Below are 13,281 nucleotides of genomic sequence, written 5' to 3' on the forward strand. Positions count from 1 at the left end.
AGAAAAAGGGCCGGACGCATCCAAGCACCCGGCCCTTTCATTTCATATTTTCAGATTACGACTTGAGCTTGGTCCAGACCTTTTCGCGCAAATCCTTGGAGGCTGGCGAGCAGGCCTTGTAGGCGCGCAGCCGGTCATTGTATTCCGCCGGCGTGTTTACGGCAGGATCAGCCTTGAGATCCTCTTTCAGGAACTCGCCGGAGCCGGCAACGGCATTGGAATAGCCGGTATAGTTCGACGCAATCGCTGCCACTTCAGGCGACATCATCCAGTTGACGAAGGCCTTTGCCTCTTCCATGTTCGGCGCGTCCTTCGGCACCGCGATCACATCGGTCCAGAAGGTGGTGCCTTCCTTCGGATAGACATAGACAACCTCAGGCTTCTTCGCCTTCACCCGGTGCGCGGCGCCATTCCACTGCATGTGGACCGGCACTTCGCCGGCAATCATCCGGTCGATTGTGCCGTCATTGGAATAGAGCTTCACATCCGGCTTCTGCGCCATCAACACGTCGAGGATCACCTGCGCTTCTGCCGGGTCCTCGGTGCACTTATCGATGCCCTTGTAATAGGCCGCCGCATTCCACACGTCAGACATTTCGTTGAGCATGGCGATCTTGCCTTTCAGCTCATCCCGCGGCTCGAACAGCTCCTTCCAGCTTTCCTCGAGCTTGCCGCCCGGAACCTGTTCCGGATCATAGGTGAAGCCGGTGGTGCCCCACATGTAAGGGGCCGAATAATCACGGTTCTCGTCGCCGGCAATGCTGGTAAACGCCGGCAGCAGGTTCTTGAAATTCTCCATCTTGGAGACTTCGATCTTGGCCAGCATGTCCTTTTCCACCATCACGCCGAGCGTGGTGGTGCCGTGGAAGATCACGTCATAGCCGCCGCCGCCGGCCTGCAGCTTGGCCAGCAGGTCTTCTTCGGAAGCGAAATTGTCGACGGTCACCTTGGTGCCGGTTTCCTTCTCGTAGCGCTCAAGCAGGTCCGGGGCGAAATAGTTCGACCAGTTGTAAAGATGCAGTTCGCCAGCCGCCGAGGCAGCGCCGCTTAGTGCGGTCAGCGCCAGTGCCGATGCCAGCAGCAATTTGGCGGTGTGCTGTCCTACCCTGTTGTTCTTGATCATGAGTTGCTCCAATTGTTTGTGGGCTTTTCGTCTCAGCCGGGCCCTGATTTCCGGTTTTGATCCCGCCCCAGGAAGAGGGACAGGGAGACTAGAGAGAGCGACAAGAGCAGCATCAGCGAGGAGATCGCATTGACCTCCGGGGTGACGCCGGTTCTCACCAGGCCGAAGATATAGATCGGCAGCGTGGTCGAGCCCGCACCGCCAAGGAAGAACGTGGTGACGAAATCATCCAGCGAGATGATGAAGGCCAGCACCAGACCTGACAGGATTCCCGGGATCAGTTGCGGCAATGTCACCCGCCAGAAGGCCTGCACCGGAGTGGCATAGAGATCCGCCGCCGCCTCGCCGATCTTCGGGTCCATGCCCTCGAGCCGCGCCCGGATCGGCAGATAGGCGAAGGGGATGCAGAACACGATATGACCGATGATCACGGTGCCGAGCCCGAAGGTCAGGCCGAGGCTGGCAAAGAACATCAGCGTGGCGACAGCCGGCACGATTTCGGGCACCGTGATCGGCAGCGCGAACACCGCATTGATGCCGGTCTTGCCGAAGAACCGGTCCTTGCTCGCCATCCTCAGCGCCGCCAGTGTGGCAAGTGCCGTTGCGGTCACCGAGGCGATCGACGCGATGATCAGCGAATTGGTCGCCGCACTGACGATGTCGCGGTTGGCAAATGCCATTGCGTACCAGTCGAGCGAGAACCCGGTCCACACCGTCACCGTGCGGTTCTCGTTGAACGACAGCGCCACCAGGATCAGGATCGGCAGATAGACATAGGCGAAGAAGGCCGCCGTGGCGGTAAACAGCCCCGGCCAGTGCCGGGCGTCGCCGGGGAAGGCGCGGCTGCGGAACGGGTTGATCCTCATTGCGATCCCTCCAGCTCACCGCGATAGCGCCGGGCATAGGCCCCGAGCGATATCAGCACCAGCGCCAGCAGGAACAGTCCGAGAGCGGCGCCGAACGGCCAGTTGCGCGCAGCACCGAACTGGAAGCCGATCAGATTGCCGATCATCAGCGTCTTGCCGCCGCCCAACAGTTCCGGCGTGATATAGGCGCCAAGGGCCGGAACGAAGACCAGCACGCAGCCGGCGACGATACCCGGAAAGGCCAGCGGCAGGATCACCCTGCGAATGGTCTGCCAGCGGTTGGCGTAAAGATCGAACGAGGCCTCGACCAGCCGGAAATCCATCTTCTCGAGGCTCGAATAGATCGGTAGAACCATGAACGGCAGGAACGAATAGGTCAGCCCCACCGCCACCGCGAAGGCGTTGTGCAGAAGCGGCAGCGGTTCGGAAATGACGCCCAGCCACATCAGCGTGGAATTGATGGTGCCGTGATCGCGCAAAAGCAGGATCCAGGCGTAATTGCGCACGAGCAGATTGGTCCAGAACGGCAGCGTCACCATGAACACCAGAACCGCTTTCCACTTGCGGTCCCGCGTCGCCATGAACATCGCCACCGGCAGCCCGACGGCGAGCGAAATCACCATGGTCAAAAACGACAGCCAGACCGAGCGCAGGATGATGAACATGTAATTGAAATTGAGCGCCAGGGTGCCATCAAGTTCGCGTTCGAAGAACAGCCGGACATAGGCCTCCGCGCTGAACTGGTCCCACAGCACGCCGCCGGAATAGTCCCTGCCCCGAAACGAGATATAGGCCATCAGGCACAGCGGCACGATCATGAAGATGGTGATCGCCAGCAGCGCCGGCCCGATCAGCAAAGCGCGATAGAGGGTGTTTTTACCGGCCCGGGTCATGACGGGTCATCGGCCAGAACGGAAACCGAGGACGCGTCGACCGACCAGCCGATGTCATCGCCCTTGGCGAAGGACCGGCTTTGCGCGGTGTTGTTCTGCGAGCGCGCCCGCATTTCCAGACCATCGGCCAGCCTGAAATGAAAGATCGTGTCGGTGCCGTGATAGACCACATTGGAAATGACGCCGGGCAGGCTTGCCGTCGACGGCTTTGACAGCGTGATCCGCTCCGGCCTTACCGCCAGTGTCGCGGCAGCGCCATTGGGCAGAGCGGTGACATCGTCGGACCGCAGCAGTCCCACACCCGCAATCGAATGCTCGCCCTCACCCATCGAGACGGCCGGAAGCAGATTGATCTCGCCGATGAAGCCCGCGACAAAGCGGTGCTGCGGCTTGTCGTAAATGTCGCGCGGCGATCCGATCTGGAGAATTTCGCCGCCATTCATGACCGCGATCCGGTCCGACATGGTCAGCGCCTCGTCCTGGTCATGGGTGACGAAGACGAAGGTGATGCCGGTATCGGTCTGCAGCCGCTTGAGTTCAAGCTGCATATCCTTGCGCAATTGCAGATCAAGCGCCGACAGCGGCTCATCGAGCAGCAGCACCTTGGGCTTGGGCGCCAAAGCGCGGGCCAGTGCGACGCGTTGCTGCTGACCGCCTGAAATCTGGGTGATGCGCCGGTCGGCCATGGCTTCAAGCCGCACCAGCCGCAACATCTCGGCAGTAACGGATTTGATCTCATCCTTGGGACGGCCCAGCATTTCGAGCCCGAAGGAGATGTTCTCGGTTACCGTCATGTGCGGAAACAGCGCGTAATTCTGAAACACCGTGTTGACCGGGCGCTGATAGGGCGGCCTGGCCGACAGATCCTCGCCATCGAGCAGTATCTCGCCGGAGCTGGGCTGTTCAAAGCCTGCGATCAACCGAAGAAGCGTGGTCTTTCCGCAGCCCGATGGTCCCAGCAGGGTGAAGAACTCGTTCTGCCTGATCTCCACTGACACATCGTCGAGTGCCCGAAATGCGCTGGCGCCGGAGCCGAACACCTTGCTCAGCGAGCGAACTGAAACCGCAACGCTTTCTTGCGCTGATGACGGCTCCTCATCGGATTGGGTCGTGGTGTTCAAAGGCACTCCTATTGGAAAATTCCGGCTTTCACATGCTATCAGGCAAACGAAACTCCAGCCACTTGAAAATGCTGAAACCGGTCAGCCGGAAGCGGCCGGAACCCCGTTTGATATTGAATGATCGTTCAGCAATTAAGCAGCGGTGTCAAGTTGAACGGGACCGGAAGCGCGTCGCTGGCGTCCATGCAAATGTCCTGAAACCGACATGCGGCACATCACCGGATGCGCAGCCTTTCGACGGAGGCCACGCCTTGCCAAAAGGCGAAGGTTGTCCCTTTCGTCTCCGCTGCGCGAGCCGTGCGTCCGATGCAAATTTGTAAATTACAATCAGCAGCTTAACCAGATAAATTCGACTCCCCGGCAAAAGCCGCATGCGGCATCCCGGGACACGGGTTTACGCTGAAAAATTCACCCAGCTCAGCCGGTCGGTGCGGCTTTGGCTGCTTGTCATGAACCGACAAGACAAAATTCGGCAAAATCTCCATGCGATCCCTGATCATCGCCCGGAAATGCAAAAGGCGCCGGGCTGTCAAGAACCCGGCGCCTGCTGTTCGAGTCAGCCCGAAGGCATGCGTGCTACTCGGCGGGCTCGGGCCGTGCATCGGGCGCCGCCGGCTTGCGGCCAAGCCCGACACGCGCCTTCATCCGCTGCCACCAGGCGGTGATCCTGCTGTCTTTCGACCGGGTGACGATCATCAGCAGCGACGGCGTCACCACCAGCGTCAGGATGGTCGAGAACGCCAGTCCGAAGACGATCGCGCTCGACAGCGAAATCCACCACTGCGTCGACGGCGCGCCATAGGTTGTCTCATGCGCCAGGATCTCGAGATTGACCCCGAACGCAATCGGCAACACGCCGAGGATCGCGGTGACCGCGGTCAGCACCACCGGCCGGGCACGCTCGCGGCAGGTTTCGAGGATCGCATCGAGCTTGTCGATGCCCTCGCGCCGCAGATGGTCATAGGTGTCGATCAGCACGATGTTGTTGTTCACCACCACGCCGGCAAGCGCGATGATGCCGATGCCGGTCATGACAATGCCGAGCGGCTGCCCCATGATCAGGAGCCCCAGGAACACGCCGATGGTCGACATCACCACCGCCGACAGCACCAGCGCCACCGACAGGAACTTGTTGAACTGGGCCAGAAGCACCACAAAGATCAGGAAGATCGCGGCACCGAAGGCCTTGGACAAAAACTCCCCGGCGGCTTTTTGTTCTTCATCCTCGCCCGCCAGTTTCCAGCGGATCCCCAGAGCCTCGAGATTGGCTTTCTCCAGTTCCGCCACGATACCCTGGCGCACCGGGTCGGCCTGCAGGCCTTCGCTGATGCCGGCGGAAATGGTGATCGTCCGCACCCCGTCGATCCGGGTCAGCGTGCCGACGCTCGCCGCCGGTTCGCGGGTGACGAAATTGGAAATCGGCACCGAGCCCTGCGCGGTTTCGATCCTGAGATCGTCCAGCGTCGACAAGGTGCGCCGGTCCTCGGGCAGCCGAAGCCGGATGTCGACTGCGTCATCGGCGCCCGCAGGCCGGTAATCGGTCAGTTTCAGACCGCTGGTGACCAGTTGCACCACCGTGCCCACCGAGGACGGACCGATGCCATAGCGCGCAGCCACGGCGCGATCGACCTTGATTTCCCAGTCCACGCCCGGCGGCGGCAGGCCATCGGAGATATCGATCACGCCCGGCGTCGCCTCAAGCTGCGCAGCAACCTTGCGCGCGACATCGGCCAGGCCGGAAGGATCGGCCGCAGACAGCTGAATCTGGATCGCCTTGCCCGTTGGCGGACCGCCCTGCGGCACAAGAACCTCGATATCCACACCGGGAAAACCGGTCAGCTCGCGGCGGAAATCGTCGAGGATCTCGCCCGCGGCCTTGCGCTCGCGCCAATCGACAAATTCATACTGGATCACGCCAACGACATCTTCGCTGACATCATTGCCGCCACCGCTGACCTTGCCGACGCGGGTATAGACGCTGGTCAGCCCCGGCCAGCCGAGAATGCGCTGCTCGACCTTGCGGACTGCCGCGTCCTTTTCCTCAAGCGAGAGATTGCCGCGCGCATGCACATATAACAGCCCGTAATCCGGCTCGACATTGGGGAAGAACTCGACGCCCTTGCCATATTTGCCATAGGCAACCGGCACGATGATCAGGGCAGCCAGCGTGAAGAACACCACGATGAACGGATGGCGCACCGCGCGCGCGACAAAGCGCATATAGAGCCCGTCGCGCTTGGGCCCCTCCTCGATGGTCGGTTTGGCAAACATTGCGCCCAGCGTCGGCGTGAACACAAGCGCATAGAGCAGCGAGGCCGACAGCGTCGCAATCAGCGTGATCGGCATGTATTTCATGAACTCGCCAACCATGCCGGGCCAGAACAGCAGCGGCGAAAACGCGGCGACGCGGGTCAGCGTCGCAGCAATCACCGGTCCCGCCATGCGCTTGGCCGCCAGCGAGAACGCCTCTGTCCGGTCCATGCCCTCGGTCATGCGGCGCTCGGCGAATTCGGTGACGATGATGGCGTCGTCGACCAGCATGCCGACCGCCAGGATCAGGCTGAACAGCACCACGATATTGACAGTCAGTCCTGCCAGCGACAGCGCCAGAATGCCCATCAGGAACGAGGCCGGAATGGCAAAGCCGATCAGCAGCGAGGCGCGTCCCGACAGCGCGTACAAGATCACGATGAACACCAGGATCACCGCCGTGAGCACCGAGTTCTGCAGATCACCGAGCAATTGCCGGATCGAGGTCGACTTGTCCTGGCTGAAGCCGATGACAGCGCCTTCGGGCAGCAACGTCTTGAACTCGTTTGCCACTTCCTTGACCGCATCCACGGTCTCGATCAGGTTCGCCCCGGTCCGCTTGGATACTTCGATGGCAATCGCCGGCTTGCCGTTGAGCCGGGTGATCGTTTCGGCGTCCTTGAAGGTCGAGCGGATGGTCGCCAGATCGCGTGCGCGCACCACCGCATTGGAGCCGGCAATGATCGGCAGATTGGCAACGTCTTCGGCGGTCTCGATCAGCAGCGGCACCTTGACCGCGTAATAGCCCTCGTCGCCTTCCAGCGCGCCGGCCGCCACCACCGAATTGGAAGCGTTGACGCCTGCAATCAGCTGATCGAGCTGCATGCCGTAGGATGACAGCTTCACCGGATCGATGATCACCTCGACCAGATCGTCGCGTGCACCCTGCAGCGAGGCGTCGAGCACGCCGGTGACTTCCTCGATGCGGTCGCGAAGCTCGCGCGCGGAGCGGGTCAGCGCGCGCTCGGGCACGTCGCCCGCCAGCGTCACCACCAGAACCGGAAATTCCGAGATATTGACCTCGTTGACGGTAGGCTCGTCCGCCCCCTGCGGCAGGTCCGGCTTGGCGTCGGACACCTTGTTGCGCACATCGTCAAGCGCCTTGGACAGATCGGCGCCGGCCATGAACTCGATGATCACATTGCCGCCGCCCTGATAGGCGGTCGAGCGCATTTCCTTGATGTCGGTGATGTTTTTCAGCCGGGTTTCCATCGGCCGCAGCAGCAGCCGTTCGGAATCCTCTGGCGAAATCCCCGAATAGGACAGGCTCACATAGATGATCGGAATCTGGATGTCCGGCTCGGCTTCCTTCGGAATCGAGACATAGGCCATCGACCCCGCCACGATCAGAAACAGCAGGACAGCCAGCGTCAGCCGCGCATTGCGGATGGCAACGTCGACAAAATTCATCGCGAGGGCTCCGCCGTGCGCACGGTGGCCGTGGCAATCAGATCGGGATCGGCCGGCACCGCATTGACACTTTCGCCGTCACTGACCAGGTCCTGGCCGGCGACGATGATCCGGGCATCCAGCGGCACGCCGCTGAGCACCAGGCCCTCCGGCGAATCGTCGATCAGGTCGATCGGCACGAACCCGACCGTGTTGTCGGGCTTGAGGATGCGCAGGCCGAGATTGCCCGCCGCATCGAGGGTGACCACCGAGCGCGGCAGCTTGACCGCGGTCACCGCTTCCGACTTGATCATGATTTCCGCCGTCATACCGGCAGGCACCTTGTTGTCGGGATTGGGAATGGCGACCTCGATCGGAAAGGTGCGGGTTCCCGGCGTGGCTTCAAGGCTGACATGGCGCACCGATCCGGAGACCACTTCGCCGCTGATCAGGCGCACATCGGCTTCGCGCCCGACACTGACGAGATTGATCTCGCGTTCGCTGACTTCACCCAGCGCCACCACCGGATCGAGCTGCAACAGCACCGCCACCGCCTCGCCCGAGGGCAGCCAGCTGCCTTCCTCGACCAGAACCTGATCGATCACGCCGGAAAACGGCGCAACCACGGTCAGCCGGTCGACATCGGCCTGGGCGGCTTCCAGTTGCGAGCGCGCCGAAGCAAGCGCCGAGCGGGCGCTGTCGCTCTGGGTCGAGGGCGAAATGCCGTTCTTGACCAGCCGCTCGATATTGTCGGCTTCCTTCTGGCGCTGGTCCAGAAGCGCCCGGGCGGTTTCCACCACCGATTGCTTCTCCTCGCCATCAAGCACCAGCACGACATCGCCGGCCTCGACCCTGTCGCCCTTCTCGATTTTCAGTTCGCCGAGAATACCGGCGCTGCGGGTGGCAAGCGTCGAGCGCTTGTCGGGCGCCGTCACCCCGGAGATCCGGATGATGCGGTTGTGCTCGATAAAATCGGCGTCCATGACCGCAACGGTGCGCAGTATTTTCGCCGGCTCGGCGGCGGCAGCCTGCTCCGTCCTGGCCGCTTCCTCGGACGCGTCCGGCGCAGCACTGCCGATCGAGGAGAACTCTCCGGTCAGAACCCAGGCTGCCGAAACGGCGAGCACAACAAATGCGGCAACGGTGTGAAACCTTGGCATAGCCATAATAAACCTGCTCTCAAATAATTCTGCCCAGAGGCCCGGATAAAGCTTCGACGCCGAAATGGGCGCAAGCTAACGGTCAATCAACCGCGATCAGGCGTGTGCTTCGGCGCTATATAGTGCCATCAGTGCGGCCTAAAAAGGACAACAGTGTTGAATTCTTGATCCTCTCGCCATTGGCGCGGGCGGCGTGGCTTGGCGGCAACAGGTATAAATTGCGCGATATATGTCCCTAAATCCACCTCTGGTTTCAGCTTCATCCACCAGCGCGCGCATGAGATCAAGGCTTTGCATCTGCTTTGCCTGCAAGACCGGGAATCGGGCTAGACTCTGTTTTGGTTGAATTGAGCGATTGATATCACGGAGGATTTTTGATGACGGAAACTGCGCCAACCATCGGCATCATCGGCGGCTCGGGCATGCTCGGCCGCGCCATCTCGCTGGCATTGCTGGATCGCAAGGTCATTGCGGAAACGGATTTCTGGATCTCCAACCGCAGTGGCAGCCGCGCCGGCTTCGAGCAGTTCCCGGGCATTCATGTCACCAGCGACAACAGCCAATTGGCCGACGCTTGCGAAATCATCATCCTTTCGGTGCCGCCCGGCTCTGCCTCCGGCATTTCCATCGATGCCGACAACCGGCTGATTGTCTCGGTGATGGCGGGCGTCACGCTCGCGGAGCTTCAGGCGCTCACCGGCTCCAGCCGCATCATCCGCGCCATGAGCAGCCCGGCCGCGGAACTGGGCCTCGCTTACAGCCCGTGGGTTGCCGGCGCGCAGGTTGACGCAGCCGACCGCGCTTTGGTCACCACGATCCTTGAAGCCTGCGGCGGCACCGACGAGATCATGGAGGAAGCCCATCTCGATCATTTCACCGCGATGACCGGGCCGGTGCCGGGTTTTGTCGCCTTTTATGCGCAATGCATGATCGATTATGCGGTCAGGTCCGGCATCGCGCCCGCCATCGCCGACCGCGCCGTGCGACAGCTGTTCTTCGCCTCCGGCGCCATGCTGATGCACGGCAAACCGACGCCGTCAGACCATGTGCAGGAGATGATCGATTATGCCGGCACCACCGCCGCCGGGCTGATCTCGATGCAGAATTCACCGATTGCCGAGGCGATTGCCGAAGGGCTCGACGCCGCCGTCGATCGCGCTCGAAACATCCGCTGAGCCAGATCCAGCAGCAAAGCCCCTGCTGCTCAGGACGCCATGGTCTCGATCAGCTCGACATCGAATTCGCGGCAGATGTTTCTGATCTTGTCATTCGGGCAGCGGTCGGTGACGAAGGTGTCGACCTGTTCGAGATGCCCGATCCGCACCGGCGCGGTGCGCTCGAACTTGGTCGAGTCGGCCACCAGGATCACTTGCCGGGCATTGGCAATGATCGCCTGGGCCACCTTGACCTCGCGAAAATCATAATCCAGCAGCGCGCCGTCATGATCGATCGCCGAGGCGCCGATCACCGCGTAATCCACCTTGAACTGGCGGATGAAATCCACCGCCGCCTCGCCGACAATGCCGCCGTCGGCGGCGCGCACCACGCCGCCGGCGATCACCACCTCGAATTGCGGATGGGTGCGCATCCGGTTGGCAACATTGATGTTGTTGGTGATCACCATCAGCCGCCCATGCCTGAGCAGGGCCTGGCTGACTGCTTCCGTGGTGGTGCCGATATTGATGAACAACGACGCATTGTCGGGGATCAGTTCGGCGGCGGCGGTGCCGATGGTTTCCTTCTCTTCCGCCGCGATCTTGCCGCGCTGGGCATATTCCATGTTCTGCGTGCCCGACGGGATCACCGCGCCGCCATGAATGCGCATCAGCAATTGCCGTTCGCACAGATCGTTGAGATCCTTGCGGATGGTCTGTGGCGTCACCTCGAACCGGTTTGCCAGATCATCGACCAGAACCCTTCCCTCGACCTTGGCAAGTTCGATGATTTCAGAGTGGCGCGGGGCAAGGTACATGGGCAGCAGCATCCAGGGTTCGTTGGTTTCGCGCCCATTTTAAAACGAAAGAAACGAAAATCACAATGCAGCCGGCGATTTCAGCCTGGTCAGAACCGGTCGGACCGCACCACCGCGACGTCGGAGATGGTGATCACCCCCATCTGCGGACTGACCACATCGAAGATGTCGGCAAGCACCCGGTCGAGATCCTCAGGATCAAGCACCACCAGCACCATCACCATCTGACCGGCATCACCGATCATGCCTTCCCGGTCCCATTCCCCCTCGGATCCGGAGCCCGAAAGGGCTGGAAACACGGTGAATCCCTTGACGCCGGCCTCGGTGAGATGGCGCTGGACGCGCTTGAGGATCGGCCGTTCGCAGATGATCTGGATCTGCTTTTTTGCAAATGTGTGCATGGTGATCTCCTCAATTATCCGTTCGCCAGCCGCGCCAGCGCAATATAGGCAGGAATGCCGATGGTCAGGTTCATCGGGAATGTGATCCCCAGCGACAGGGTCAGATAGATCGAGGGCCTTGCCTCGGGAAGCGCAAGCCGCAAGGCCGCAGGCACGGCGATATAGGACGCCGAAGCGCCCAGAACCATCAGGATCGCCACACCACCCGTCGACAGGCCGATGGCAAGACCGGCGCCAAGCGCGAACACCGCCCCGACATAGGGCATCACCAGTCCGAACAGCACCAGCCCCGGGCTCATGTGCTTCCAGCCGGAGCGAATACCACGCCCGGCGACCGCGCCCATGTCGAGCAGGAACAGGCACAACACGCCCTTGAACGGATCGACGATGAAGGGGCCGATATCGGCAAGCCCCTTCGGGCCGGTCAGGAAACCGATCACGAAGGAACCGATCAGCACCACGACGGAGGAGTTCAGCATCACCTCCGACAGCAGCCCTTCCTGGCGTGCGCCGGACCGGGCATTTGCGCCCGGGCGCGCGCCGCCGGCATGGGCCAGATAAAGCGCCACCAGAATCGCCGGCGTTTCCATCACCGCGGCAACCGCCACCAGATAGCCCTCGAACGACAGGCCTGCGACCCGCAGCGCCTCGCTGGCTGCGACAAAGGTGACAATCGAGATCGAGCCGTAATGCGCAGCCACGGCAGCGCGGTCGACCCGGTCGAGCCGCGCCATCACGCTCAACAGCGCAAAGGCCACTAGCGGTATCAGCGCCGAAAGCACGACCCCCGCCCCGAGCGCCAGCAGAATGTCGATCCCGAGCCCGTGCTCGGCCACCGCAACCCCGCCCTTGAAGCCGATCGCCAGCATCAGATAGATCGACAGCGTCTTGGCCACCGCTTCGGGCAACGTCAGCTGCGAGCCGGCCATCGTGCCCAGAAAGCCGAGAGCAAAAAACAGCACCGCCGGTGACAAAAGGTTGGCGCTCGCCAGAGCCAGAATCTCGTTCATCAGTTATCCAGCCCCGTTGCACCCGCTCCGACTGCCATCTAGATCAGCGCGGCCCCACTTGCCAGTGCGCAGAGCCGGAAACTTTCGTCGAAACCGGCACAGTCAGTTCTGCGCCGTGCGCCGCCTGAGAATATCGGCGAAAAACACAGCTGCATCATGCTGCCGGTCGCCCTCACGGGTGATCAGCCCGACGGCGCCCATGGTCGAACTGGTGTCGATCGGCAGTTCGACAAATTCGCCCGATGCGATTTCCGCCGCCACCACGCCGCGCGAGATGATCCAGATCGCGTTGGACGCGCGCAAAAAGGCGCGGCCGAAACTGTCCGACACGGTTTCCACCGCCTGCACCGGGCGCGCCATGCCCTGTTCCAGCATCACCCGCTCGACAAAGGGATGGATGATCGACCCCGCCGGCGGCACCAGCACCGGATGCTGCGCCAGAATGTCGGCGGCGACCTGGCGCTGACCCGACAGGGGGTGGGCCCCGGCGACGATGAACACCACCCGGTCGCGGTAGAGCGGCTCGAATCTCAGGCTTGCCATGTTTTCCGGCGCCGGCATCCGGCCCATCACCAGATCCAGATCGCCCTTGCGCAACTGATCAAGCAACACACGGTTTTCGCCGGTGCTGACCCGGAGCGGGCTTTTCAGTCCCGACGCCAGGAAATCCGCCACCGCACCGGGCATGATCGTGGCCGACACCGTCGGCAGCGCACCGATACGCACCGGCGGCCCCGATGCGGTGGCCACATTGGCAAGCGCCGCGATCCCGCCACGCACCGCCGCAAGCCCGGATCCGGCATGGGACAGAAACACCTCGCCCTGATGCGACAGCCTGATGCCGCGGCCATCGCGTTCGATCAGCGCCGCGCCGACGATCTGCTCGAGTTCACGGATGGTCCGCGTCACCGCCGGCTGGGTCAGCGACAAGGTGATGGCCGCGCGGCCGACGCTCTTTTGCCGGGCCACTTCGACAAAGGCTTCCAGATGCCGGATCTTGATGCGCCGAGAGATATCCATATCAATTCCGGGATTG

Annotated in this window: 11 protein-coding genes; 1 reads left to right on the top strand and 10 read right to left on the bottom strand. The window is 62.0% G+C overall.

Annotated elements, in window-relative coordinates:
- Positions 1-55: 55 nt before the first annotated feature.
- From OEG82_RS17690 to OEG82_RS17715, 6 genes are all read right to left on the bottom strand, one after another.
- Positions 56-1,123 carry an extracellular solute-binding protein gene (locus tag OEG82_RS17690; protein WP_267613704.1) on the bottom strand — a complete coding sequence of 356 codons (1,068 nt, stop codon included), beginning with the start codon at positions 1,121-1,123 and terminating at the stop codon, positions 56-58.
- A 32-nt stretch (positions 1,124-1,155) separates the two neighbouring features.
- Positions 1,156-1,989 carry an ABC transporter permease gene (locus OEG82_RS17695; RefSeq protein ID WP_267613705.1) on the bottom strand — a complete coding sequence of 278 codons (834 nt, stop codon included), beginning with the start codon at positions 1,987-1,989 and terminating at the stop codon, positions 1,156-1,158.
- On the bottom strand, positions 1,986-2,882 hold the full coding sequence (locus OEG82_RS17700; protein WP_267613706.1) for an ABC transporter permease: 897 nt from the start codon (positions 2,880-2,882) through the stop codon (positions 1,986-1,988). Before OEG82_RS17700 ends, OEG82_RS17695 begins: the two co-directional genes overlap by 4 nt.
- On the bottom strand, positions 2,879-4,003 hold the full coding sequence (locus OEG82_RS17705; protein WP_267613707.1) for an ABC transporter ATP-binding protein: 1,125 nt from the start codon (positions 4,001-4,003) through the stop codon (positions 2,879-2,881). Before OEG82_RS17705 ends, OEG82_RS17700 begins: the two co-directional genes overlap by 4 nt.
- 576 nt (positions 4,004-4,579) lie before the next feature.
- A complete protein-coding gene (locus OEG82_RS17710; RefSeq protein WP_267613708.1) occupies positions 4,580-7,723 on the bottom strand; it encodes an efflux RND transporter permease subunit in 3,144 nt (1,047 codons plus the stop codon).
- A complete protein-coding gene (locus OEG82_RS17715) occupies positions 7,720-8,868 on the bottom strand; it encodes an efflux RND transporter periplasmic adaptor subunit (RefSeq protein ID WP_267613709.1) in 1,149 nt (382 codons plus the stop codon). Before OEG82_RS17715 ends, OEG82_RS17710 begins: the two co-directional genes overlap by 4 nt.
- Before the next feature lie 371 nt (positions 8,869-9,239).
- Here OEG82_RS17715 and OEG82_RS17720 point away from each other — a divergent pair, with 371 nt between their 5' ends.
- Complete coding sequence (locus OEG82_RS17720; RefSeq protein WP_267613710.1) at positions 9,240-10,037, top strand: pyrroline-5-carboxylate reductase family protein; 798 nt, start codon at positions 9,240-9,242, stop codon at positions 10,035-10,037.
- Between the two features lie 29 nt (positions 10,038-10,066).
- Here OEG82_RS17720 and OEG82_RS17725 read toward each other — a convergent pair whose 3' ends face one another.
- The 4 genes from OEG82_RS17725 to pcaQ all read right to left on the bottom strand — a co-directional run bounded on the left by OEG82_RS17725 (position 10,067) and on the right by pcaQ (position 13,265).
- A complete protein-coding gene (locus OEG82_RS17725) occupies positions 10,067-10,834 on the bottom strand; it encodes a DeoR/GlpR family DNA-binding transcription regulator (protein ID WP_267613711.1) in 768 nt (255 codons plus the stop codon).
- A gap of 89 nt (positions 10,835-10,923) precedes the next feature.
- Positions 10,924-11,235 carry a DUF190 domain-containing protein gene (locus OEG82_RS17730; protein ID WP_267613712.1) on the bottom strand — a complete coding sequence of 104 codons (312 nt, stop codon included), beginning with the start codon at positions 11,233-11,235 and terminating at the stop codon, positions 10,924-10,926.
- Between the two features lie 14 nt (positions 11,236-11,249).
- Positions 11,250-12,245: a sodium-dependent bicarbonate transport family permease gene (locus tag OEG82_RS17735; protein ID WP_267613713.1), complete on the bottom strand. Its 996-nt coding sequence runs from the start codon at positions 12,243-12,245 to the stop codon at positions 11,250-11,252.
- Positions 12,246-12,347: 102 nt separating this feature from the next.
- Entirely contained in the window at positions 12,348-13,265 is a 918-nt protein-coding gene (gene pcaQ / locus OEG82_RS17740) for a pca operon transcription factor PcaQ (RefSeq protein ID WP_267613714.1), read from the bottom strand.
- Positions 13,266-13,281 lie beyond the last annotated feature (16 nt).

This window comes from Hoeflea ulvae (assembly GCF_026619435.1).
Taxonomy (GTDB): Bacteria; Pseudomonadota; Alphaproteobacteria; order Rhizobiales; family Rhizobiaceae; genus Hoeflea; species Hoeflea ulvae.